Genomic DNA, 23,328 nt, shown 5'->3' with positions numbered 1-23,328 from the left:
TCACCTGCCGCCGTACCGGTGAGTCACTGATCAGACTGGTGGATCCCGCTACCCGAGCAATGAGGGGACCATCCGATGAACGGCTCGCGCATCGCCGCGCTCGGCCATTACCAGCCGGCCAGGGTACTCACCAACGAGGACCTGGCCGGCATGGTCGACACCAGCGACGAGTGGATCACGTCCCGGGTGGGCATCCGCACCCGCCACATCGCCGGGCCCGACGAACCCGTGGACGAGCTGGCCGCGCACGCCGCCGCGAAGGCGCTCGCGGCGGCGGGCCTCACCCCGGCCGACATCGACCTGGTGCTGGTGGCCACCTCCACCGCCGTCGACCGCTCCCCGAACATGGCCGCGCGCGTCGCCGCCCGGCTCGGCATCCCCTCGCCCGCCGCGATGGACGTCAACGTCGTCTGCGCCGGTTTCACCCACGCCCTGGCCACCGCCGACCACGCCGTCCGCGCGGACGCCGCCACCCGGGCCCTGGTGATCGGCGCCGACAAGATGTCCGACGTGGCCGACTGGACCGACCGCACGACCTGTGTGCTCGTCGGCGACGGCGCGGGGGCCGCCGTCGTGGAGGCGTCCGAGGAGCCCGGCATCGGACCGGTGCTGTGGGGATCGGTGCCCGAGATGGGGCACGCCGTGCGGATCGAGGGGACGCCCTCGCGGTTCGCGCAGGAGGGCCAGAGCGTCTACCGCTGGGCCACCACCCAGCTGCCGTCCGTCGCCCGGCAGGCCTGCGAGCGGTCCGGGCTCACCCCCGCCGATCTCGCCGCGGTCGTGCTGCACCAGGCCAACCTGCGGATCATCGAACCCCTCGCGCAGAAGATCGGCGCGGTGAACGCCGTGGTGGCCAAGGACGTCGCCGACTCCGGGAACACCTCCGCCGCGAGCATCCCGCTGGCCTTCTCCAAGCTGGTCGAGCGCGGCGAGATCACCACCGGCGACCCGGTGCTGCTGTTCGGCTTCGGCGGGAACCTCTCCTACGCCGGTCAGGTCGTCCGCTGCCCGTGACGCCGGGTCCGACACGGCCGACTCCGGCCGGGGTGCCCAGGCCGGCCCGCGGTGTGACAAGGCCAACTCCCCCTGTCCCTGGCCCTGGAGCGCCGTAGACTGTAGACGAAAGACAATCCATACTGTGCTGTCCGACGGCTCTGGAGGGGGACCGCGATGTTGTCGACAGGACTTCCGCAGGGGGCGGTGCCCAAGCTCGAACGGCCCGGGCCGCTGCGGGACCGTGTCTACGAGGCCCTGCTCGAACTGATCACCACCCGCGCCCTGCGCCCCGGCCAGCATCTGGTCGAGAGCGAACTCGCGGGCCATCTGGGGGTGTCCCGGCAGCCGGTGCGCGAGGCGCTGCAACGCCTGAACACCGAGGGCTGGGTCGATCTGCGGCCCGCCCAGGGCGCCTTCGTGCACGAGCCCACCGAGGAGGAGGCCGACCAGCTCCTCACCGTGCGCACCCTGCTGGAGGCCGAGGCGGCCCGGCTCGCCGCCGCCAACGCCGGAGCCGCCGGGATCGCGGCCCTGGAGGAGCTGTGCGCCGAGGGCGAGCGCGCGGTGGAGGCGGACGACGTGGACGGCGCCGTCGCCATCAACGCCCGCTTCCACGCCAAGGTCATGGAACTCGCGGGCAACGCCGTCCTCGCCGAACTCGCCGCCCAGGTCGACCGCCGGGTGCGGTGGTACTACACGCCGGTGGCCCGGCAGCGCGGGCAGCAGTCCTGGATCGAGCACCGGGGGCTGATCGCGGCGATCTCCGAGCGCGACCAGCAGCGCGCCACCGCGCTCATGCGCGATCACACCGAGCACACCCGCACCTCGTACCACGCCCGCCAGCGGTCCTGACGGCGCCGCGGGGCCGAGGAGGACACCACCCGGCTTTGTCCTCTCAGTGGCAGAAGTCGTCGCCAATTCGTGCACAGATTCTTCCCAGCCACGGCAGCCGCTGCTACGTTCCCCTCGAAAGCCCGGCAACTGGTGGCCGAAACAGGCGGGGAGGGGCACGTGAGACGTATGACGGCGCGACCCGCGAACGCCCATCAGGCCCGGCTGCTGAAGCTGTTGCGCGACGGGGGGCCCAACTCCCGTGCGCAGCTGGGTGATCAGGTCGACCTGTCGCGGTCCAAGCTGGCCGTGGAGGTGGACCGGCTGCTGGAGACGGGCCTGGTCGTGGCCGACGGACTCGCCGCCTCGCGCGGCGGCCGGCGCTCCCACAACATCCGGCTCAACCCGGGGCTCCGCTTCCTCGGCGTCGACATCGGCGCGACCTCGGTCGACGTCGCCGTCACCAACGCCGAGCTGGAGATCCTCGGCCACCTCAACCACCCCATGGACGTGCGCGAAGGCCCGGTCGCGGTCTTCGAGCAGGTCCTCGCCATGGCCGCCAAGCTGCGGGCGACCGGTCTCGCGGAGGGGTACGACGGCGCCGGCATCGGCGTCCCGGGCCCGGTCCGCTTTCCCGAGGGCGTGCCGGTCGCGCCGCCGATCATGCCGGGCTGGGACGGCTTCCCGGTGCGGGAGGCGCTCAGCCAGGAACTGGGCTGCCCGGTCATGGTCGACAACGACGTGAACCTGATGGCGATGGGGGAGCAGCACGCGGGCGTCGCACGCTCCGTGAACGACTTCCTCTGCGTCAAGATCGGCACCGGCATCGGCTGCGGCATCGTCGTCGGCGGCGGTGTCCACCGCGGTACGACGGGCAGCGCCGGCGACATCGGGCACATCCAGGCGGTGCCCGACGGCAGGCCCTGCGCCTGCGGCAACCGGGGCTGCCTGGAGGCCCACTTCAGCGGGGCGGCCCTCGCCCGGGACGCCGTGGAGGCGGCCCAGCAGGGGCGGTCGGCCGAACTCGCCGCACGCCTGGAGGCGAGCGGCGGACTCAGCGCCGTCGACGTCGCCGCCGCGGCCGCCGCGGGCGACGCCACCGCCCTCGATCTGATCCGCGAGGGCGGCAACCGCACCGGCCAGGTCATCGCCGGTCTGGTCAGCTTCTTCAACCCGGGCCTGGTGGTGATCGGCGGCGGGGTGACCGGCCTCGGCCACACCCTGCTCGCCGCGATCCGCACCCAGGTCTACCGCCAGTCGCTGCCGCTGGCGACCGGCAACCTGCCCATCGTGCTGGGGGAGCTGGGCCCCACCGCCGGAGTCATCGGCGCGGCCCGGCTCATCAGCGACCACCTGTTCTCACCCGCGTAGGCCCACTCGCTCACCGGCACGTCCCGTTGCTTCGCCCTGCCCTGAACCGGCCCGCACGCCCGCCAAGGGGAGCTCATGGCACCAGAACCACCGCTGCTCAGCATGTCCGGCATCACCAAGTCCTTCCCCGGTGTCCGGGCCCTCGACGGAGTCGACCTCGATGTCCAGGCCGGCGAGGTGCACTGTCTGCTCGGCCAGAACGGGGCCGGGAAGTCCACCCTGATCAAGGTCCTGGCCGGCGCCCACCAGCCCGACACCGGCACCATCCGCTGGCGCGGCGAGGACGTCACGCTGCGCTCCCCGATCGCCGCCATGCGCCTGGGCATCGCCACCATCTACCAGGAACTCGACCTGGTGGAGCACCTGTCGGTGGCCGAGAACGTCCACCTCGGCCATGAACCGACGGCCGCCGGTTTCGTCGTACGACGCAAGGCCGCCCGTGCGTCGACCGCGCGGCTGCTGCGTCGACTCGGGCACCCGGAGATCGAACCGGGGCGGCTGGTCGGGGAGTTGAGCGCGGCCCAGCAGCAGATCGTCTCCATGGCACGGGCGCTCTCCCACGACGTACGGCTGATCGTGATGGACGAGCCGTCCGCCGCCCTGGACCCCGACGAGGTCGACAACCTCTTCCGGATCGTCGGCGACCTGACCGCCGACGGCGTCGCCGTGGTCTACATCTCGCACCGGCTGGAGGAGATCCGGCGCATCGGCGACCGGGTGACCGTGCTCAAGGACGGCCGGGCCGTCGCGGTGGGGCTGCCGGCGAAGTCGACGCCCACCCGGGATGTCGTGGCGCTGATGACGGGCCGCAACGTCGAGTACGTCTTCCCCGACCGGCCCGTGGGCGTGGCGGCCGGCCCGCCCGTGCTCCAGGTCCAAGGGCTGGCCCGCGAGGGCGAGTTCGAGCCACTGGACCTGGAGGTGCGGCCCGGGGAGATCGTCGGGCTCGCCGGACTCGTCGGCTCGGGCCGGTCCGAGATCCTGGAGACGATCTACGGGGCGCGCAAGCCCTCGGCCGGGCAGGTCCTCGTGGACGGGCGGGCGTTGCGGCCGGGCAGCGTGCGTGCCGCCGTCCGGGCCGGACTCGGGCTCGCCCCCGAGGAACGCAAGGCGCAGGCCCTGCTGATGCTGGAGTCCGTCACCCGCAATGTCTCGGTCTCCTCCATGTCCCGCTTCGCGCGCGCCGGCTGGATCGACCGGGGCGCCGAACTGGGCGCCGCGCGGGCCGCCACGCGCGAGCTGTCACTGCGGCCCGACAACCCCGCCGTGCCCGTACGCACCCTGTCCGGCGGCAACCAGCAAAAGGCCGTCCTCGCCCGCTGGCTGCTGCGCGGCTGCCGGGTGCTGCTCCTGGACGAACCCACCCGCGGCGTCGACGTCGGCGCCCGCGCCGAGCTCTACGCGGTGGTCCGGCGCCTCGCCGACGAAGGACTCGCCGTGCTGCTCGTCTCCAGCGAGGTGCCCGAGGTGCTGGGCCTCGCCGACCGTGTCCTGGTCCTGCGCGAAGGGCGCGTCGTGCACACCGCGTCCGCCCGCGACCTGGACGAACACCGTGTCCTCGACCTCGTCATGGAAGGAAGCCCGGCGTCATGACGCAGCACGCGTCCCCACCGAGGGACAGCACCGGCAAGACCGCACCCGCGGCCGAACCCCCCGCCTGGCGGGGCATGATGGCCCGCGCCGACGTCCGCACCCTCTCCCTGCTCGGGGTGCTCGCGGCGCTCGTCGTCATCGGCGGCATCACCAAGCCGGACGAGTTCCTCGACACCCGCAACCTCCAACTCGTCCTCACCCAGGCCTCCGTCATCGGTGTCGTCACCGTCGGCATGACCTTCGTCATCACCTCCGGCGGCATCGACCTGTCGGTCGGCGCGATCGTCGCCCTGGCCTCGGTATGGGCGACCACGGTGGCGACCCAGGACTACGGCTTCGGCGGCGTCCTGTTCACCTCGGTCCTGGTCGGCGTCGGCTGCGGCCTGGTCAACGGCCTGCTCATCGCGTACGGCGGGATGGTGCCGTTCATCGCGACGCTCGCCATGCTCGCCTCGGCGCGCGGCCTCGCCCTGCAGATCACCGACGGCAAGACCCAGATCGTCACCATCCCCAGCATCCTCGACCTCGGCGAACGCGACGCCTACGTCCTCGGCATCCCGCCGCTCGTCATGGTCTTCGCCGTCGTCACCGTCATCGGCTGGCTGATCCTGAACCGCACCACCTTCGGCCGCCGCACGGTCGCCGTCGGCGGTAACTCCGAGGCCGCCCGGCTCGCCGGCATCGACGTCCGCCGCCAGCGCCTCTACCTGTACCTGCTGTCCGGACTGTGCTGCGGCATCGCCGCCTTCCTGCTGATCATCCTGTCCGGATCGGGTCAGAACACCAACGGCAACCTCTACGAACTCGACGCCATCGCCGCCGCGATCATCGGCGGCACCCTGCTCAGCGGCGGCCGCGGCACCATCACCGGCTCCGTGCTCGGCGTCCTGATCTTCACCACGATCACCAACATCTTCGCCCTGAACAACCTGCAGAGCGACGTCCAGCAGATCGCCAAGGGCGCGATCATCGTCGCCGCCGTGCTGGTCCAGCGCCGTACCGCGAGCACGACCTGAGGAAAGGGTTCACCGCCATGCCAGAGTTCACCAGCCGTAGAGGACTGCTCTTCGGGACCGCCGCCGTGGGAGCGGGTGCCCTGCTCGCGGGCTGCACCAGCAACGAGTCCGACGACGAACCGGCCGCCAACGACCAGCCGGCCGCCGACGACAAGCCCGGCAAGGCCGTCACCATCGGCTTCGCCGGGCCCCAGGCCGACCACGGCTGGCTCAACGCCATCAACGACAACGCCAAGAACCGGGCGAAGAAGTACTCCGACGTCACCCTGGAGATCACCGAGGGCTCCAACGACACCGCCCAGCAGATCGGCCAGATCGAGACGCTGATCAACAAGAAGGTCGACGTCCTGGTGATCCTGCCGGCCGACGGCAAGGCCCTCACCCAGGTCGGCCTGAAGGCGATGCGGGCGGGCATCCCGGTCGTCAACCTCGACCGCATCTTCAACTCCCCGCAGGCGTACCGCTGCTGGATCGGCGGCGACAACTACGGCATGGGCCTCAACGCCGGCCACTACATCGGGGAGAAGCTCAAGGGGAAGTCCGGGGCGCGGGTGATCGAACTGGCGGGCCTGGACAATCTGGAGCTCACCCAGCAGCGCACCAAGGGCTTCGACGACGCCCTGAAGAACTACCCCAACATCAAGAAGGTGGCCCGCCAGGCAGCCGAGTTCACCGTCGAGTCGGGGCAGGCCAAGATGGCCCAGCTCCTGCAGGCCCAGTCGGAGTTCGACGCGCTGTGGAACCACGACGACGACCAGGGCGTGGGCGCGCTGCGCGCCATCGAGCAGGCCGGCCGCGACGACTTCCTGATGGTCGGCGGCGCGGGCGCGCTCTCCGCCTTCCAGGCCATCAAGCGGGACGACGGCGTCCTCAAGGCGACGGTCCTGTACCCGCCGACCATGGCCGCCTCCGCGATCGACCTGGCCCGCGCGCTCGGCCAGGGCAAGGGAGTCGGCGGCCTCGCCGAGTTCGAGATCCCGGCCTCGCTGACCCTGTACTCGGCCGTCGTCGACAAGGACAACGTCGACCAGTACATGCCCACCGGCTTCAAGTAGGCCGTGCCGTGCGCCGGACGCCACTCCCACGAGTTCGAGGAGGACACTCGCATGTCAGAAGGGCCTGAGGTGGATCCGGAGGTGAATCCGGAGGTGAATCCTGGCGTGAATTCTGGGGCGGAGCCTGAGGTGGAGAAGCCGCCGCTTCGGATCGGCATGGTCGGCTACGCCTTCATGGGCGCCGCCCACTCCCAGGGGTGGCGCACCGCGGGGCGCGTCTTCGACCTGCCCCGGCGGCCCGTGCTGGCCGCGATCTGCGGACGGGACGCGGCGGCGGTGCGCGCGGCGGCCGACCGGCACGGATGGGCGGCGGCCGAGACCGACTGGCGTGCGCTGATCGCCCGGGACGACGTCGACCTCGTCGACATCTGCACCCCCGGCGACAGCCACGCCGAGATCGCCGTCGCCGCCCTCGCCGCGGGCAAGCACGTCCTGTGCGAGAAGCCTCTGGCCAACACGGTCGAGGAGGCCTCGGTGATGGCCCGCGCCGCCGAAGAGGCGTACACACGCGGCCAGTTGGCAATGGTCGGGTTCAACTACCGCCGGGTGCCCGCGACCGCCCTCGCCCGCCGGATGGTCGCCGAAGGGCGGATCGGCAGGCTGCGGCATGTGCGGGTGATGTACCTCCAGGACTGGCTGGTGGACGCCGGCTTCCCGCTGACCTGGCGGCTGCGCAGGGAGTACGCGGGTTCGGGCTCGCTCGGCGACCTCGGGTCGCACATCGTGGACCTCGCGCAGTACGTGGCGGGGGAGCAGCTGGCCGGGGTCTCCGCCCTCACCGAGACCTTCGTACGCGAACGGCCGCTGCCCGGCGGTGCCGTGCAGGGGCTGGCCGCCGTCTCGGCCGACGGGGACACCGGCCAGGTCACCGTCGACGACGCGGCCCTGTTCACCGCCCGCTTCACCTCCGGCGCCGTCGCCTCCTTCGAGGCGACCCGCTACGCCACCGGCCGCAAGAACGCCCTGCGCCTCGAACTCAACGGCGAGAACGGCTCGTTGGCCTTCGACCTGGAACGGCTCAACGAACTCTCCTACCACGACGGCACGGAGCCCGCGACCCAGGGCGGCTTCCGCCGCATCCTCGTCACCGAGCCCGAACACCCCTACCTGGACGCCTGGTGGCCGCCGGGCCACGGCCTCGGCTACGAGCACACCTTCGTCCACCAGGCCCGCGACCTCGTCCACGCCATCGCCGAGGGCCGGCAGCCCGACCCCTCCTTCGCCGACGGGCTCCAGGTGCAGCGCGTCCTCGCGGCGGTGGAGGAGAGCGCCGAGAAGAACTCCGTCTACACCCCCATAGCGGTCTGAGGAGGCCCCTGGTCATGCCGCGCACCTTCACGCTCTTCACCGGTCAGTGGGCCGATCTCCCGCTGGAGGAGGTCTGCCGTCTGGCCCGTGACTTCGGTTACGACGGTCTCGAACTCGCCTGCTGGGGCGACCACTTCGAGGTCGACAAGGCCCTGGCCGACCCTTCGTATCTCGACTCGCGGCGTCAGCTGCTGGAGAAGTACGGCCTGAAGTGCTGGGCGATCTCCAACCACCTGACCGGGCAGGCGGTCTGCGACGCCATCATCGACGAACGCCACCAGGCGATCCTGCCCGGCGCGGTGTGGGGCGACGGCGATCCGGAAGGGGTGCGGCAGCGGGCGGCGGAGCGGATGAAGGACACCGCCAGGGCCGCGGCGGCCTTCGGGGTGGACACCGTCATCGGCTTCACCGGTTCGGCGATCTGGCATCTGGTGGCGATGTTCCCGCCCGCGCCCGAGTCGATGATCGAGCGCGGTTATGAGGACTTCGCGCAGCGCTGGAACCCGATCCTGGACGTCTTCGACGCCGAGGGCGTCCGCTTCGCCCACGAGGTCCACCCCAGTGAGATCGCCTACGACTACTGGACCACCCAGCGCGCGTTGAAGGCGGTCGGGCACCGCCCGGCCTTCGGCCTGAACTTCGATCCCTCGCATTTTGTGTGGCAGGACCTGGACCCGGTCGGTTTCCTCTACGACTTCCGGGACCGGATCTACCACGTGGACTGCAAGGAGGCCCGCAAGCGTCTCGACGGCCGCAACGGCCGGCTGGGCTCCCACCTGCCCTGGGGCGACCCGCGCCGCGGCTGGGACTTCGTCTCCGCCGGCCACGGCGACGTCCCGTGGGAGGACGTCTTCCGGATGCTGCGCTCCATCGACTACCAGGGCCCGATCTCGGTGGAGTGGGAGGACGCGGGCATGGACCGCATCCAGGGCGCCCCGGAGGCACTGGCCCGCCTGAAGGCGTACGACTTCGATCCTCCGTCGGCCTCCTTCGACGCCGCCTTCGGCAACTGACGCCGACGCCACCGCCACCACCGGTTGAGGAGGGGAGCACGCCATGCGATCAACGGCCCGACCGGCAACGGTCGCCACGGGTACGAGCCCGCTCCTCGGCCGCGTGCCGATCCGGGTGGAGGGCGAGCACCCCCGCCTGTGGCGGCACGTCCGGATCAAGGAACTGCCCGTCCAGGGCTACTGAGCGACGGCGGGCGGGGGACGCCGGACCCCCGCCCGCCGTCTTCCACCCCCTCCGGGGGAGCACCGGGGTTCCGCTCACGACAAGGAGGCTGCCCATGACCGTGTCCCGTTCTGGATCCCGAGTCGGAGTGTGGCTGATCGGAGCGCGTGGCTCCGTCGCCACCACGGTGGTCGCGGGCTGTGCCGCGGTCTCCGCGGGGCTGCATCCGCCGACGGGCATGGTCACGGCAACCCCGCCCTTCGCCTCCGCGGGGCTGCCCCCGCTGCCCTCCCTCGTCTTCGGCGGCCACGACACCGTGGACTGCCCGCTGCCCAAGCGCGCGGAGGAGCTGGCGGCGGGCGGCGTGCTCCCGCCCGGCCTGCCGACCGCCGTGTCCTCCGAACTCGCCGTCGCCGAACGGGAGATCAGGCCCGGCGGCCCCCTCCCCGGGGACACCCGGGACCCCGACGCGCTGATCACCGCCTTCGCCGCCGACATCCAGGACTTCGTACGACGGCTCGGCCTGACCCGCGCGGTCGTGGTGAACGTGGCCTCCACCGAACCCGCACCCACGGACCAGGACCTCCCGCCCAGCACCCTGTACGCGGCGGCGGCCCTGCGCGCCGGCTGCCCGTACGTCAACTTCACCCCGTCCACGGGCCTGCACCACCCCGTCCTCGCCACCACCGCCGCCGAGTCCGGGCTCCCGTACGCCGGGCGGGACGGCAAGACCGGCCAGACCCTGCTCCGGGCGGCACTGGCCCCGATGTTCACCCAACGCGCCCTGGAGGTGCGGGCCTGGTCCGGCACCAACCTGCTGGGCGGCGGCGACGGAGCGGCGCTGGCCGACCCGGCGGCTGCCGCGGCCAAGAACGCCGGCAAGGAGCGCGTCCTGGCCGACACCCTCGCCACCCCTCCCGAGGGCCAGGTCCACATCGACGACGTCCCCGCCCTCGGCGACTGGAAGACCGCCTGGGACCACGTGGCCTTCGACGGCTTCCTCGGCGCGCGGATGATCCTCCAGACCATCTGGCAGGGCTGCGACTCCGCGCTGGCGGCTCCCCTGGTCCTGGACCTGGCCCGCCTGACGGCCCGGGCCCACGAGACCGGCCTGTCCGGCCCGCTCACGGAACTCGGCTTCTTCTTCAAGGACCCACTGGGGGAGGGCCCCGCGGCCCTGGCGGATCAGTACACGGAACTGATCCGGTTCGCGGGACGCCTGGGGGCGGCGGCTGAGGCGGGCGGGCTGCGGGATGGGCTGCGGGCGGCTGATGGTGGTGGACGGGGAAGGGCGGCTGATGGTGGTGGGCGGGAATGGGCGGCTGACGGTGGCGGGCGGGAGCGGGCCGGTGATGCGGGCGGACAGGAGTCGGCGGGTGAAAGGGCGGGGCAGGAACGGTGAGAGGGGGGCGGCCTCGCGGGGATCGGCGCCAGTGGCGGGCCGCGCCTGCTGGCGGCGGGGGCTGCCGGGGGCGGGGCAGTGGCGGCGGGCGGGCCCGCGGGGTTTCCCGCCCGTCCTCGCGGCCTCCTTCGGCACCGGTCACCAGGGCCTGACCGGCATGGAAGCGCCCCGCCACTCCCACGCCGCCGAACTCTGTCTCCCGTTCCCCCTTGACGCAGTCCTCGCAGTCACCGAGTCCCCCCACCCCGGCGATCCCTCCGCCACCCCCGAAGGGAGCACCCCATGACCCACCCCCGCCCCACGACGGACACCCCGACGACGGGCAACCAGGCCACCACCCAGGGCCCCCGCCCTACGGACGAGGCTCGCCGCACCACCGGGGCTCCCCCACCCGAGGGCGACCAGTCCCCGGCCGGTGCTGACTCCACTGACGGGGGCCAGCTCACTGACGGGGGCCAGCTCACCGACGGGGGCCAACCCGCCGAGGGTGACCAGCCCTCCGCCGATGCTGACCGCACCGAAGACGGCCACCCCACCGACGGGCCTGCCCCCCTCCCCCTCCCCCTCACCCCACCCCCCGCCCTCCACGCCCACCTCTCCACCCACCTCGGCGGAGCCGCTCGCGCCTGGCTGGATCAGGCTCTCGACGAGGCCGCTGCCCATCCCGGCGCCCACGGGCCCATCTCCGTATGGGAGTTGCGCCTGGCCGAGGCCGGTCGGCGCTGCGGCTCCGCGTACGCCGACGCCGTCCGCGTCCTCATCCTGCACACGGCCCGGGCCGACGCCGCCGCCCTCACCCGCGTCTACTACCAGGGCACCGGTGCCGAGCGCCGCGCCGTGCTGCACGCCCTGCCCCACCTCGTGCCGGGCCCGGACGCCCTCCCGCTGATCGAGGACGCCCTGCGCACCAACGACACCGGGCTCCTCGCCGCCGCCGTCGGCCCGTACGCGGCCCGGCACCTCGACGCCCACCAGTGGCGGCACGCCGTGCTGAAGTGCCTGTTCACCGGCGTGTCCGTCAGCGCGGTGGCCGACCTGGAGCACCGCGCCCGCGCCGACGCCGAACTCGCCCGCATGCTCGCGGACTACGCCGCCGAACGCACCGCCGCCGGCCGCCCCGTGCCCGACGACCTGTACCGCCTCCTGGCCCTGGCCGAGTCCGGCCCCGCACCCTCACCGCACGGCTCGGCCCACCCCCACGGCGCCCACCCCCACGGCGCCCACCCCCACGGCAAGGAGTCCTGATGCGCATCTTCGACCCCCACATCCATATGACGTCCAGGACCACCGACGACTACGAGGCCATGCACGCCGCGGGCGTCCGTGCCGTCGTCGAACCCTCCTTCTGGCTGGGCCAGCCCCGCACCTCCCCGGCCACCTTCTTCGACTACTTCGACTCCCTCCTCGGCTGGGAACCATTCCGCGCCGCCCAGTACGGCATCGCCCACCACTGCACCCTCGCCCTCAACCCCAAGGAGGCCAACGACCCCCGCTGCACGCCCGTCCTCGACGAACTGCCCCGCTATCTCGTCAAGGACCAGGTCGTGGCCGTCGGCGAGATCGGCTACGACTCGATGACCCCCGCCGAGGACACCGCGCTCGCCGCCCAGCTCCAGCTCGCCGCCGATCACGACCTGCCCGCCCTCGTGCACACCCCGCACCGCGACAAGGCGGCCGGCCTGCGCCGCACCCTCGACGTCGTCCGGGAGTCCGCACTGCCCCCGGACCGCGTCCTGGTCGACCACCTCAACGAGACCACCGTCAAGGAGGCCAAGGACAGCGGCTGCTGGCTCGGCTTCTCCGTCTATCCCGACACCAAGATGGACGAGGAACGGATGGTCGCCATCCTCCGTGCCTACGGCCCAGAACAGGTACTGGTGAACTCCGCCGCGGACTGGGGCCGCAGCGACCCCCTGAAGACCCGCAGGGTCGGCGACCTGATGCTGGCCGAGGGCTTCACCCAGGACGAGGTCGACCGGGTACTGTGGCGCAACCCCGTCGCCTTCTACGGGCTCAGCGGCCGGCTGAACCTGGACGCCACGGTCACCGACGCCACCCACGAGGGCAACTCGATCCTCCGCGGCGGAGCGTGACCCATGCGTTTCCGCCACCCCGACGGCTCCACCGTCCACCTCGCCTACTGCACCAACGTCCACCCCGCCGAGACCCTCGACGGCATCCTCGCCCAACTCCGGGACCACTGCGAACCCGTCCGCCGCCGGCTCGGCCGCGACCGCCTCGGCATCGGTCTGTGGCTCGCCCGCGACGCCGCCCACGCCCTGGTCACCGACCCGTCCGCGCTGCGCGGCCTGCGCTGCGAGCTGGACCGCCGTGGCCTCGAGGTCGTCACCCTCAACGGCTTCCCCTATGAGGGCTTCGGCGCCGGAGAGGTCAAGTACCGCGTGTACCGGCCGGACTGGACCGACCCCGAGCGCCTCGACCACACCACCGCCCTGGCCCGCGTCCTCACCCGGCTGCTCCCCGACGACGTGGACGAGGGCACCATCTCCACCCTCCCGCTCGCCTGGCGCACCCGGCCCACCGACACGGCCCACGACGCGCTGCGCACGCTCGGCGAACGGCTCGACGCGCTGGAGGAGCTCACCGGCCGTTCCCTGCGCATCGGCCTGGAACCGGAACCCGGCTGCGTCATCGAGACCACCGGTGACGCCATCGCCCCGCTCACCGCGATCGACCACCCCCGCATCGGCATCTGCGTCGACACCTGCCACCTCGCCACCTCCTTCGAAGATCCGCACACCGCCCTGGACGCCCTCGTCGCGTCCGGGGTGCCTGTCGTGAAATCCCAGCTCTCGGCGGCCCTGCACGCCGAGCACCCCCACCTCCCCGAGGTCCGCGACGCCCTCGCCGCCTTCGACGAGCCCCGCTTCCTGCACCAGACCCGCACCCGCACCGCCGCCGGCCTGCGCGGCACCGACGACCTGGGCGAGGCCCTCGGCGGCCGGGCGATCCCCGACGGGGCGCCCTGGCGTGCCCACTTCCACGTCCCGCTGCACGCGGCCCCCGCCGCGCCCCTCACCTCCACGCTTCCCGTCCTGAAGGCCGCCCTCGCCCGGCTGGTCGGCGGCCCGCACCCGCTCGCCCGCCATCTGGAGGTCGAGACCTACACCTGGCAGGCCCTCCCGCCCGCCCTGCGCCCCGCCACCCGGGCCCAGCTCGCCGACGGCATCGCCGCCGAACTCACCCTGGCCCGTGACCTGTTGACGGACCTCGGCCTCAAGGAGCTCCCATGAGCACGAGCACCCCACGGACCGCACCGGGCACCGGCCCCACCCCGCTCCTCGTCCTCGACGTCGTCGGCCTCACCCCCCGTCTCCTCGACCACATGCCCCACCTCAAGCGGCTCGCCCAGTCCGGCTCCCGTGCCGCGCTCGGCACCGTCCTGCCCGCCGTCACCTGCGCCGCCCAGTCGACCTTCCTCACCGGCGCCCACCCTTCCGAGCACGGAATCGTCGGCAACGGCTGGTACTTCCGCGAACTCGGCGACGTCCTGCTGTGGCGCCAGCACAACGGCCTGGTCGCCGGCGACAAACTCTGGGACGCCGCCCGCCGCGCCCACCCCGGCTACACCGTCGCCAACATCTGCTGGTGGTACGCCATGGGCGCCGACACCGACTTCACCGTCACCCCCCGCCCGGTCTACTACGCCGACGGCCGCAAGGAACCCGACTGCTACACCCGCCCCCCAGCCCTCCACGACGAACTCACCGACAAGTTCGGCACGTTCCCGCTCTTCCACTTCTGGGGACCCGGCGCCGACATCGTCTCCAGCCAGTGGATCATCGACGCGAGCCGCCACATCATCCGGACCCGGCACCCGGATCTGACCCTGTGCTACCTCCCTCACCTCGACTACGACCTCCAGCGCTACGGCCCCGACGACCCCCGCTCCCACCGAGCCGCCGCCGACCTGGACACCGCCCTGGCGCCGCTCCTGGACGACGCCCGAGCGGAAGGCCGTACCGTCGTCGCGCTGTCCGAGTACGGCATCACGCGCGTCAGCCGCCCCGTCGACATCAACCGCGCCCTGCGCCGGGCGGGACTCCTCGAAGTCCACACCCAGGACGGCATGGAGTACCTCGACCCGATGACCTCCCGCGCCTTCGCCGTCGCCGACCACCAGATCGCCCACGTCTACGTCCGCCGCCCGGAAGACCTCGACGCCACCCGCGCAGCGCTGGACGGACTGCCCGGACTCGGTCAACTCCTCGACGACGAGGGCAAGAAGGCGCACCATCTCGACCATCCGCGCTCCGGCGAACTGGTCGCCGTGGCGGAGCCGGACGCCTGGTTCACGTACTACTACTGGCTCGACGACACCCGCGCTCCCGACTTCGCGCGACTGGTCGAGATCCACCGCAAACCCGGCTACGACCCGGTCGAACTCTTCATGGACCCGCTCGACCCCTACGTCAAGGTCAAGGCGGCGACCGCGCTGGCGCGCAAGAAGCTCGGCATGCGCTACCGCATGGCGGTCGTGCCGCTGGATCCCTCACCTATTCGCGGCAGCCACGGCCGCCTTCCGGCGAGCGACGACGACGGTCCGCTCCTCATCTGCTCCACCCCCCGAGCTGTCGGCGACCGCCTCGCGGCCACCGATGTGAAGTCACTGCTGCTCCGACTCGCCGGTCTCACCTGAGGGATGAACCCCTCAGATCCGACTGGTCCCAAGTGAAGCACTCACCACTGACAACGGCCTGTGATCACGAGGAGTTCCCGCATGAGCCGCACCCACCGGACCGATCCCGACCTCACCCACCGCCTCAGCAGGCGCGGCATGCTCGGCGTCGCCGCGGGCGCCACCGCCGCCGCCCTGCTGGGCGCCGCGGCCCCCGCCACGGCCGTCACCGGCGCCGCCCCCTCCGCGGCCGGTCGCGGCCGTCCCGTCCTGCCGCCCGGCCGGCTCGGCATCCAGCTCTACAGCCTGCGCGACAAGGTCTCCACCCTCGGCTTCGCCGCCGTCTTCGCCGAACTGGAGAAGTACGGCTACGACGAGGTCGAGTTCGCCGGTTACAGCCAGGGCTCGGCGGGCCCGATCACCCTCGCCCAGCTCAGGCGGCTGGCCCGGAACCACGGCCTGAACCCCATCGGCAGCCACGTCGGCTACTACTCCGACGACCCGAACGCCTACACCTTCGCCCAGAACCTCACCAAGGTCCTCGACGACGCCCAGGCCCTCGGCCTCAAGCACATCGGCACCGCCTCGAACCCGTTCCGCTACGGCTCGACCGTCGACGCCTGGAAGCGCGCCGCCGAGGAGTTCAACACCTACGGCGCGGCGGCCCGGGCGCGCGGCATGAAGTTCTACCAGCACAACCACTCCGAGGAGTTCTCCTTCGCCACCGACAACCCCAGGGTCCGCCTCTACGACGTCCTGCTCGCCGAGACCGACCCCGATCTCGTGTACCTGGAGATGGACATCTACTGGGCGTACTCGGGCCAGTTCCGCTTCTCCCAGCGGCCCGACGGCACACCCGCGCCCTTCGACCCGCTCGACTACGTCCTCAAGCAGCCGGACCGCTACCCGCTGTTCCATGTGAAGGACGGAGTCAGTGACCCGGCGAACACCTACGGCTACCGCATGGTCGACGTCGGCGACGGCGACATCGACTACCAGCGGTTCATCTCCGGGGTGACCCGGCTGCGCGGCCAACGGCTCGCCCATCACTGGCAGGCCGAGCACGACAACCCGGCCGAGTCCTTCACCTTCGCCCTGCGGTCCAGCGAGCACCTGCACTCGCTGCGCGAGGACTGCTGACGGCCGTACCCGCATGAGGAGGCCCTCCCCATCGCGGGGAGGGCCTCCTCAGGAGGACCTGCCGTCATGTCACCCCGTCTCGTCGCCCAGCGGCTGTGGATTGGGCACGATGCGCTTGTCCTTGTCGCGGCCCGGCGGGGACAGGAACAGGGCCATGAAGCCGGCGAACAACGAGATGGAACCGGCCAGGATGAAGGCGCCGGAGTGCCCCCAGGCGCCGACGACCACGGCACCCATGCCCGCACCCAGACCGGAGACGAGCTTGGCGCTGTAGACCATGCCGTAGTTGGACGCGTTGTTGTTCTCACCGAAGTAGTCGGCGGTGAGCGCGGCGAACATCGGGAAGATGGCGCCGCCGCCGAACCCGGAGATGGACGAGAAGATCAGGAACAGCGGCAGGTTCTTCATCTCGGCCGACCAGAGGATGCCGTACTGGGACAGGCCCAGGATCACGCAGACCACCAGCAGGCAGCGCTTGCGGCCATAGAGGTCGGAGAGCCAGCCGATGACTCCGCGGCCGGTGCCGTTGACGATCGCCTTCAGGGACATGGCCGTGGCCACGACGCCGCCCGCGAACCCCGCTTCCTCGCCGATGTCCACCTGGAAGGCGATGCCGAAGATGTTCACGCCGGACGTGCAGGCCAGACAGAACCACATCAGAGCCACCCGGCCGGTCTTCCATGCCTCCCGGGGTGTGTACTGGTGGACCGCCGGCGGGTTCATCCGCATCGAGCGGGCCGCGCGGGGGTCCTTCGGCGGGTTGAGCGGGTCGATCGCGGCGGGCCACCAGTTCTTCGGCGGGTCCTTGAAGAAGTAGCCGGCGACCCCGACCATGCCGGCGAGCAGGAGACCCACCGAGACCAGCACCCAGCGGAAGTTCGTCAGGTCCATGTAGCCGTTGAAGAGGAAGACGAAGGGCACCGAGCCGTAGGCGAAACCGCCGTTGACGAAGCCGGTCTTGCCGCCCTTGCGCTCCGGATACCACTTGCCGACCATGTTGACGCAGGTGGCGTACACCATGCCCGCGCCCATGCCGCTGAACATGCTGAAGCCGATGTACGCGAAGACGACATGCGGCGCGAAGGCCAGCGACAGATAGCCCAGCAGGGTGCCCGTCGCGCCGAGCAGCATCGCCCAGCGGGCCGGGAGTCTGCCGCTCTCACGCAGCTTGCCCGCGGGGAAGGCCACCGCGGCCTGGAAGAAGACCCAGACGGTCATCATCCAGAAGATGTGCATGCTGTTCCATTGGTGCGCGGTGTGCAGGGTGTCCTCGGCGGACGCGAACGCGTACTCCGCGGAGGAGATGCCCATCATGCCGATCCACGGCAGGATCACCATCCACTTGCGCTTGCGCCCCATGATGTCGATGTCGGACTCGCCCACCCGGTAGACGCGTCCGTTCTTGTCGGTCACCTCCCGGTAGGCGGCGACCTGAGTAACGTCGGTGGTTGTCACGGCTCGTTGCACCCCTTGCGTCGAAAGATCTGGCCAGCGCCCCCTGTCCCATGCCTTTCGTGCGCGCACGGGTCCTGGGGCCGGCCGACGCGCACCGTCGGCCGGCCCCGTGCCCCCTCACCTCATGAGCCGCCCCCCAACAGGCCCGCCGCCCGCGCCCAGCGGTACTTCGCGCCGAGCACGGCCACCGGCTTCTCGGTGGTGTACGGGTACGCCACGACCCCGCGCTCGTAGAGGTACTGGCAGGCCTCCTCGACCTCGACGTCCCCCGCGAGTGACGCCACCACCGGCTTCTCGATCCCGCGCGCGCGGAACTCGGCCACCACGCGCGCGGTGAGCTCGGCGAAGACCATGGGGGGCGTGACGATGGTGTGCCAGTAGCCGAGGACCAGCGCGTGGATGCGCGGATCCTCCAGACCGAGCCGGATCGTCGCCTCGTACGTCGACGGCGGCTCGCCCCCGGTGATGTCGACGGGGTTGCCCGCGGCCCCGAAGGGCGGGATGAATTTCCGGAACGCCTCGTCCAGGTCGGACGGGATGTCCATCAGGGTCAGGCCGTTGTCGGTGACCGCGTCGGACAGCAGCACCCCACTGCCGCCGGCCCCGGTGATGATCACGATGTTGTCGCCCTGGGGGGTGGGCAGCACCGGCAACGCGCGCGCGTACTCCAGCATGTCGTTCAGACCGGGCGCCCGGATGACCCCGGCCTGCCGCAGGATGTCGTCGTACACGGCGTCGTCGCCCGCGAGCGCCCCGGTGTGCGACCCGGCCGCACGGGCTCCGGCGGCGGTCCGGCCGGCCTTGAGCACCACGACAGGCTTCTTCGGTACGGTCGCCCGAGCGGCTTCCACGAAGGCCCGCCCGTCCTTGAGGTCCTCCAGGTGCATGGCGATGCACTCGGTGTGCGGGTCCTCACCGAACCAGGTCAGCAGGTCGTCCTCGTCCAGGTCCGACTTGTTGCCGAGACCGACGATCGCCGACACGCCCGTCTTCGTGGTGCGGGCGAAGCCCAGGATGGCCATGCCGATGCCCCCGGACTGGGAGGTCAGCGCCACCCCGCCCTTGACGTCGTAGGGCGTGCAGAAGGTGGCGCACAGGTCGTGCCACGTCGAGTAGTAGCCGTAGATGTTCGGTCCGAGCAGCCGGACGCCGTGCCGTTCGGCGATGGCCACGATCTCGGCCTGGAGCTCGTGTTCCCCGGTCTCGGCGAATCCGGAGGGGATCAGCACGGCGTTGGGGATCTTCTTGCGTCCCACCTCCTCCAGGGCCGCGGCCACGAACCTGGCGGGGATCGCGAAGACCGCCACATCCACCTCACCGGGGACGTCCGTGACGCTCTTGTACGCCTTGCGGCCCAGAATGTCATCGGCCTTGGGATTCACCGGATGGATCTCCCCGGCGAAGCCGCCGTCGACGAGGTTGCGCATCACCGAATTGCCGATCTTCCCCGGTTCGCTGGAGGCGCCGATCACGGCGACCGAGGAGGGCTGCATCAGCCGGCGCATCGAGGTGAGGATCTCCTCGCGCGTGTACGTCCGGCGCGGCGGCGGCTGGTTCTCCGCGAGGATCACCCGGATGTCGGCGGCGACCGCACCGTCCGCGGTGGCGATCACCGGGTTGAGGTCCACCTCGGCGATCTCGGGGAAGTCCGCGACCAGTTGGGACACCCGGCGGATCTGCTCCGCGATCGCCCACCGGTCCACGGCCGCCTGGCCGCGCACCCCGCGCAGGATCTCCGCCGACCGGATCGAGTCCAGCATCGACAGCGCCTCGTCCGCGTCCAGGGGCGCGAGCCGGAAGGTGACGTCCTTGAGGACCTCGACCAGCACCCCGCCGAGCCCGAAGGCGACGACCTTCCCGAACGTCGGATCCGTCACGGCGCCGACGATCACCTCCTGCCCCGTGGGCAGCAGTTCCTGGACCTGGACGCCCTCGATGCGGGCGGACGCGTCGTAGGCCCGCGCGTTGTCGACGATGGTGCGGAACGCCGCCCGTACCTCGGCGGCGCCCTCGACGCCGACGATCACTCCGCCGGCGTCGGTCTTGTGCAGGATGTCCGGAGAGACGATCTTCATCACCACGGGCCCGGCGAAGCGCGCCGCGTACGCCACCGCCTCCTCGACGTCGGTGGCGAGCTCTTCCCCGGGTACGGCGATCCCGTACGCGTCGGCGATCACCTTGCCCTCGGGCGCGGTCAGCGCGGTGCGTCCCTCGGCCCGCACGGAGTCCAGGAGCGTGCGCACCCTCAGGGCCCGGTCTTCGGCCATCACGTCAGATCACTCCGTTCGACTTGAGCAGGCGCAGCTCCTCGTCGCCGAGACCGAGCTCGCCGATGAAGACCTCTTCGTTGTGCTGGCCGAGCAGGGGTGAACCGGTCACCTCCACGGGGGAGTCGGACAGCTTCAGCGGACTGCCGACGGTCACGAACTCGCCGCGCTCGGGGTGCGGCACGGTGACGACCATCTCGTTGTCGACCAGGGAGGCGTCCTCGATGATCTCCTTGGTGGACAGGATCGGACCGCACGGGATGTTGTGCGCGTTGAGCCGTTCCAGCACCTCCCACTTGGGCAGGGTCGAGGACCACTCCTCGATCAGCTGGAACATCTTGTTCAGCTGGGGCAGCCGGGCCTCGGGCGTCGCCCACTCCGGGTCCTCGGCCAGCTCGGGCCGGCCGATGAGCTCGGTGATCGGGCGCCAGCCGACGGGCTGCACGATGACGTACACGTAGTCGTTCGGGCCGCCCGGCGCGCACTTGACCGCCCAGCCCGGCTGGCCGCCGCCGGAGGCGTTTCCGGAGCGGGGAACCTCCGTGCCGAAGTCCTCGTTGGGATATTCAGCGAGTGGGCCATGGGCCAGGCGCTGCTGGTCGCGCAGCTTCACCCGGCAGAGGTTGAGCACCGCGTGCTGCATGGCCACGTTCACCCGCTGACCACGCCCGGTGGTCTCGCGCTGGAACAGCGCCGCGAGAATCCCGGCCACCGCGTGGACGCCCGTGCCCGAGTCCCCGATCTGGGCCCCCGTCGCCAGCGGCGGCCCGTCCTCGAAGCCGGTGGTCGACATCGACCCGCCCATGGCCTGCGCGACGACCTCGTACGCCTTGAAGTTGGTGTACGGGCCCTCGCCGAACCCCTTGATGGAGGCATAGACGATCCGTGGATTGATCTCCTGGATGCGCTCCCAGGTGAAGCCCATCCGGTCGACCGCGCCCGGACCGAAGTTCTCGACCATGACGTCGGAGCGCCGGATCAGCTCGGTGAGGAGCTCCTTGCCGCGCTCGGTCTTGGTGTTGAGGGTGATGCTGCGCTTGTTGCAGTTGAGCATCGTGAAGTAGAGCGAGTCGACGCCGGGGAGGTCGCGCAGCTGCTTGCGCGTGATGTCGCCGGTCGGCGCCTCCAGCTTGACGACGTCCGCGCCGAGCCAGGCGAGCAGCTGGGTCGCGGAGGGCCCGGACTGGACGTGCGTCATGTCCAGGACGCGGATGCCTTCGAGTGCCTTGGTCGGCGTTCCTGTCATGGGAGCCACCTCACTTGTACATCGTCTGGTTCATGGTTCCGGGGGCGTACGCGTCCGGGTCGACCCAGACGTTGATCAGCGAGGGCTTCCCGGACTCGCGGGCGCGCCGCAGCGCGGGGCCGATGTCGGCGGGGTCGCGGACCTCCTCGCCGTAACCACCCAGCATCTGCGCGAACTTGTCGTAGTGGACGTCGCCGAGGGTGTTGCCGACGCGCTCGCGGGCCTCGCCGTACTTGGCCTTCTGGCCGTAACGGATCTGGTTCATCGAGGAGTTGTTGCCGACGATGCCGACGAAGGGGAGGTCGTAGCGGACGAGGGTCTCGAAGTCCCAGCCGGTGAGGGAGAAGGCGCCGTCGCCGAAGAGGGCGACGACCTCCTTGTCCGGGCGGGCCTGCTTGGCCGCGAGGACGAAGGGCACGCCGACGCCGAGGGTGCCCAGCGGCCCCGGATCCATCCAGTGGCCGGGCGACTTGGGCTGCACGACCTGCCCGGAGAAGGTGACGATGTCGCCGCCGTCGCCGATGTAGATGGAGTCCTCGGTGAGGAAGTCGTTGATCTCGCTCACCAGCCGGTAGGGGTGGATGGGGGAGGCGTCCGAGCGCAGGTGCGGCAGCCGCTTGTCGAGCGCGGTCTGTTCGGCCGAGCGCAGCTCGTCCAGCCACTCCTTGCGCTTGGAGGCACCGCCGTTCAGCCGCCCGGACGCGGCCTCGGTGACCGCCTTGAGCACCAGCCCGGCGTCGCCGACGATGCCCAGGTCGATGTCGCGGTTCTTGCCGACGGTCCGGTAGTCGAGGTCGATCTGCACGACGGTCGCGTCCGGCGACAGCCGCTTGCCGTAGCCCATGCGGAAGTCGAAGGGCGTACCGACGATGACGATGACGTCGGCACCCGAGAAGGCGTACCGGCGGGAGAGCTGGAAGTGGTGCGGGTCGCCGGGCGGCAGGGTGCCGCGACCGGCGCCGTTCATGTAGGCGGGGATGTTGAGGGTGCGGACCAGTTCGATGGCGGACTCGGTGCCGCGGGTGGTCCACACCTGGCTGCCCAGCAGGATCGCGGGCTTCTCGGCGTGCACGAGGAGGTCGGCGAGCTTCTCGATCGCCTCGGGGTCGCCGGCGGAGCGGGTCGAGGCGCGGTAGGCGCCCGGCCGGGGCACCCGGGCCTTGGCGGCCGGCACCTTGGCGTCGAGGACGTCCCGCGGGATCTCCAGGAAGGAGGGCCCGGGCGCGCCGTGGTAGCACTCGCGGAACGCCATGGACACCATGTCCGCCGCGCGTGCCGTGTCCGGTACGGCCGCCGCGAACTTGGTGATCGGGGTCATCATGTCGACGTGCGGCAGGTCCTGGAGGGACCCCATCTTGTGCTGGGTGAGCGCCCCCTGGCCGCCGATCAGCAGCATCGGGGATTCGGCGCGAAAGGCGTTGGCGACGCCGGTGACCGCGTCGGTCGTACCGGGCCCCGCGGTGACGACGGCGCAGCCGGGCTTGCCGGTGATGCGGGCGTACCCGTCGGCGGCGTGTGCGGCGACCTGCTCGTGGCGTACGTCGACGACCTCGATGCCCTCGTCGACGCAGCCGTCGTAGATGTCGATGATGTGGCCGCCGCACAGGGTGTAGATGCGGTCGACGCCCTCGGCCTTGAGGGCCTTGGCTACGAGATGACCACCGGAAATGACGTCCTGGGTGTCGTCGGGCATGGCGAAGTCCTGTCCCTTCGTAGGGGGTTGGAACGCTCTCGCGGTACATTGCATACAGTCTACGAATACTGTATGAAGCTTGTTATCCCGCATCCGGTGGGTGGTGTCCAGGGGGCGTGCGGCACTTTTGAGTCAGGAGC

General features: G+C 71.3%; 19 protein-coding genes. 15 read left to right on the top strand and 4 right to left on the bottom strand.

Annotated features, from left to right (window positions below):
- The first annotated feature begins 75 nt into the window (after nt 1-75).
- From ACWD1Z_RS05905 to ACWD1Z_RS05835, 15 genes are all read left to right on the top strand, one after another.
- A complete protein-coding gene (locus tag ACWD1Z_RS05905) occupies nt 76-1,014 on the top strand; it encodes a beta-ketoacyl-ACP synthase III (protein ID WP_451115889.1) in 939 nt (312 codons plus the stop codon).
- A 156-nt stretch (nt 1,015-1,170) separates the two neighbouring features.
- Nucleotides 1,171-1,848, top strand: a complete 678-nt coding sequence (locus ACWD1Z_RS05900) for a GntR family transcriptional regulator (protein WP_451115887.1) — start codon at nt 1,171-1,173, stop codon at nt 1,846-1,848.
- Nucleotides 1,849-2,016: 168 nt separating this feature from the next.
- The gene (locus tag ACWD1Z_RS05895; protein WP_451115885.1) at nt 2,017-3,198 is read left to right on the top strand and encodes an ROK family protein; all 1,182 of its coding nucleotides are present in this window, start codon (nt 2,017-2,019) and stop codon (nt 3,196-3,198) included.
- A gap of 75 nt (nt 3,199-3,273) precedes the next feature.
- The gene (locus tag ACWD1Z_RS05890) at nt 3,274-4,791 is read left to right on the top strand and encodes a sugar ABC transporter ATP-binding protein (protein WP_451115883.1); all 1,518 of its coding nucleotides are present in this window, start codon (nt 3,274-3,276) and stop codon (nt 4,789-4,791) included.
- The gene (locus ACWD1Z_RS05885) at nt 4,788-5,807 is read left to right on the top strand and encodes an ABC transporter permease (protein WP_389421142.1); all 1,020 of its coding nucleotides are present in this window, start codon (nt 4,788-4,790) and stop codon (nt 5,805-5,807) included. Before ACWD1Z_RS05890 ends, ACWD1Z_RS05885 begins: the two co-directional genes overlap by 4 nt.
- A 17-nt stretch (nt 5,808-5,824) precedes the next feature.
- Nucleotides 5,825-6,862 (top strand): substrate-binding domain-containing protein, encoded by a 1,038-nt coding sequence (locus ACWD1Z_RS05880; protein WP_451115881.1) that lies wholly within the window; start codon nt 5,825-5,827, stop codon nt 6,860-6,862.
- 156 nt (nt 6,863-7,018) lie between these two features.
- Nucleotides 7,019-8,170 carry a Gfo/Idh/MocA family protein gene (locus ACWD1Z_RS05875; protein WP_451116332.1) on the top strand — a complete coding sequence of 384 codons (1,152 nt, stop codon included), beginning with the start codon at nt 7,019-7,021 and terminating at the stop codon, nt 8,168-8,170.
- 14 nt (nt 8,171-8,184) lie between these two features.
- Nucleotides 8,185-9,183 (top strand): sugar phosphate isomerase/epimerase family protein, encoded by a 999-nt coding sequence (locus ACWD1Z_RS05870; RefSeq protein ID WP_451115879.1) that lies wholly within the window; start codon nt 8,185-8,187, stop codon nt 9,181-9,183.
- Nucleotides 9,184-9,226: 43 nt separating this feature from the next.
- On the top strand, nt 9,227-9,367 hold the full coding sequence (locus ACWD1Z_RS05865; protein ID WP_451115878.1) for a hypothetical protein: 141 nt from the start codon (nt 9,227-9,229) through the stop codon (nt 9,365-9,367).
- A gap of 94 nt (nt 9,368-9,461) precedes the next feature.
- Nucleotides 9,462-10,748 carry an inositol-3-phosphate synthase gene (locus ACWD1Z_RS05860; RefSeq protein WP_451115876.1) on the top strand — a complete coding sequence of 429 codons (1,287 nt, stop codon included), beginning with the start codon at nt 9,462-9,464 and terminating at the stop codon, nt 10,746-10,748.
- Nucleotides 10,749-11,030: 282 nt separating this feature from the next.
- Nucleotides 11,031-11,993, top strand: coding sequence for an EboA domain-containing protein (locus ACWD1Z_RS05855; protein WP_451115874.1), 963 nt, complete (start codon nt 11,031-11,033; stop codon nt 11,991-11,993).
- Nucleotides 11,993-12,841: a TatD family hydrolase gene (locus ACWD1Z_RS05850; RefSeq protein ID WP_451115872.1), complete on the top strand. Its 849-nt coding sequence runs from the start codon at nt 11,993-11,995 to the stop codon at nt 12,839-12,841. The genes ACWD1Z_RS05855 and ACWD1Z_RS05850 overlap by 1 nt, the downstream gene beginning before the upstream one ends.
- 3 nt (nt 12,842-12,844) lie before the next feature.
- A complete protein-coding gene (gene eboE / locus ACWD1Z_RS05845) occupies nt 12,845-14,002 on the top strand; it encodes a metabolite traffic protein EboE (RefSeq protein WP_451115870.1) in 1,158 nt (385 codons plus the stop codon).
- The gene (locus ACWD1Z_RS05840) at nt 13,999-15,408 is read left to right on the top strand and encodes an alkaline phosphatase family protein (RefSeq protein WP_451115868.1); all 1,410 of its coding nucleotides are present in this window, start codon (nt 13,999-14,001) and stop codon (nt 15,406-15,408) included. Before eboE ends, ACWD1Z_RS05840 begins: the two co-directional genes overlap by 4 nt.
- An 81-nt stretch (nt 15,409-15,489) precedes the next feature.
- Nucleotides 15,490-16,527, top strand: coding sequence for a sugar phosphate isomerase/epimerase family protein (locus tag ACWD1Z_RS05835; protein ID WP_451115866.1), 1,038 nt, complete (start codon nt 15,490-15,492; stop codon nt 16,525-16,527).
- Nucleotides 16,528-16,596: 69 nt separating this feature from the next.
- Here the strand turns inward: ACWD1Z_RS05835 and ACWD1Z_RS05830 are convergent, their stop codons facing one another.
- The 4 genes from ACWD1Z_RS05830 to ACWD1Z_RS05815 form a co-directional block, all read right to left on the bottom strand.
- The gene (locus ACWD1Z_RS05830; protein ID WP_451115864.1) at nt 16,597-17,982 is read right to left on the bottom strand and encodes an OFA family MFS transporter; all 1,386 of its coding nucleotides are present in this window, start codon (nt 17,980-17,982) and stop codon (nt 16,597-16,599) included.
- Nucleotides 17,983-18,104: 122 nt separating this feature from the next.
- Nucleotides 18,105-20,249 carry an acetate--CoA ligase family protein gene (locus tag ACWD1Z_RS05825; protein WP_451115862.1) on the bottom strand — a complete coding sequence of 715 codons (2,145 nt, stop codon included), beginning with the start codon at nt 20,247-20,249 and terminating at the stop codon, nt 18,105-18,107.
- Between the two features lie 4 nt (nt 20,250-20,253).
- Nucleotides 20,254-21,495, bottom strand: a complete 1,242-nt coding sequence (gene frc, locus ACWD1Z_RS05820; protein ID WP_451115861.1) for a formyl-CoA transferase — start codon at nt 21,493-21,495, stop codon at nt 20,254-20,256.
- A 10-nt stretch (nt 21,496-21,505) separates the two neighbouring features.
- Nucleotides 21,506-23,188: a thiamine pyrophosphate-binding protein gene (locus ACWD1Z_RS05815; RefSeq protein WP_451115859.1), complete on the bottom strand. Its 1,683-nt coding sequence runs from the start codon at nt 23,186-23,188 to the stop codon at nt 21,506-21,508.
- Between the last annotated feature and the right edge of the window lie 140 nt (nt 23,189-23,328).

Source organism: Streptomyces sp. NPDC002784 (genome assembly GCF_053592135.1).
This window is presented reverse-complemented; position numbering and strand designations above follow the sequence as displayed.

What these genes read in the sequence shown, in the direction of transcription:
- ACWD1Z_RS05840 (WP_451115868.1), top strand. Translation starts at nt 13,999, where the DNA reads ATGAGCACGAGCACCCCACGGACCGCACCGGGCACCGGCCCCACCCCG.
- ACWD1Z_RS05905 (WP_451115889.1), top strand. Translation starts at nt 76, where the DNA reads ATGAACGGCTCGCGCATCGCCGCGCTCGGCCATTACCAGCCGGCCAGG.
- ACWD1Z_RS05890 (WP_451115883.1), top strand. Translation starts at nt 3,274, where the DNA reads ATGGCACCAGAACCACCGCTGCTCAGCATGTCCGGCATCACCAAGTCC.
- ACWD1Z_RS05850 (WP_451115872.1), top strand. Translation starts at nt 11,993, where the DNA reads ATGCGCATCTTCGACCCCCACATCCATATGACGTCCAGGACCACCGAC.
- ACWD1Z_RS05815 (WP_451115859.1), bottom strand. Translation starts at nt 23,188, where the DNA reads ATGCCCGACGACACCCAGGACGTCATTTCCGGTGGTCATCTCGTAGCC.
- ACWD1Z_RS05855 (WP_451115874.1), top strand. Translation starts at nt 11,031, where the DNA reads ATGACCCACCCCCGCCCCACGACGGACACCCCGACGACGGGCAACCAG.
- ACWD1Z_RS05835 (WP_451115866.1), top strand. Translation starts at nt 15,490, where the DNA reads ATGAGCCGCACCCACCGGACCGATCCCGACCTCACCCACCGCCTCAGC.
- ACWD1Z_RS05860 (WP_451115876.1), top strand. Translation starts at nt 9,462, where the DNA reads ATGACCGTGTCCCGTTCTGGATCCCGAGTCGGAGTGTGGCTGATCGGA.
- frc (WP_451115861.1), bottom strand. Translation starts at nt 21,495, where the DNA reads ATGACAGGAACGCCGACCAAGGCACTCGAAGGCATCCGCGTCCTGGAC.
- ACWD1Z_RS05885 (WP_389421142.1), top strand. Translation starts at nt 4,788, where the DNA reads ATGACGCAGCACGCGTCCCCACCGAGGGACAGCACCGGCAAGACCGCA.
- ACWD1Z_RS05900 (WP_451115887.1), top strand. Translation starts at nt 1,171, where the DNA reads ATGTTGTCGACAGGACTTCCGCAGGGGGCGGTGCCCAAGCTCGAACGG.
- ACWD1Z_RS05870 (WP_451115879.1), top strand. Translation starts at nt 8,185, where the DNA reads ATGCCGCGCACCTTCACGCTCTTCACCGGTCAGTGGGCCGATCTCCCG.
- ACWD1Z_RS05895 (WP_451115885.1), top strand. Translation starts at nt 2,017, where the DNA reads ATGACGGCGCGACCCGCGAACGCCCATCAGGCCCGGCTGCTGAAGCTG.
- ACWD1Z_RS05825 (WP_451115862.1), bottom strand. Translation starts at nt 20,249, where the DNA reads ATGGCCGAAGACCGGGCCCTGAGGGTGCGCACGCTCCTGGACTCCGTG.
- ACWD1Z_RS05865 (WP_451115878.1), top strand. Translation starts at nt 9,227, where the DNA reads ATGCGATCAACGGCCCGACCGGCAACGGTCGCCACGGGTACGAGCCCG.
- eboE (WP_451115870.1), top strand. Translation starts at nt 12,845, where the DNA reads ATGCGTTTCCGCCACCCCGACGGCTCCACCGTCCACCTCGCCTACTGC.
- ACWD1Z_RS05880 (WP_451115881.1), top strand. Translation starts at nt 5,825, where the DNA reads ATGCCAGAGTTCACCAGCCGTAGAGGACTGCTCTTCGGGACCGCCGCC.
- ACWD1Z_RS05875 (WP_451116332.1), top strand. Translation starts at nt 7,019, where the DNA reads ATGGTCGGCTACGCCTTCATGGGCGCCGCCCACTCCCAGGGGTGGCGC.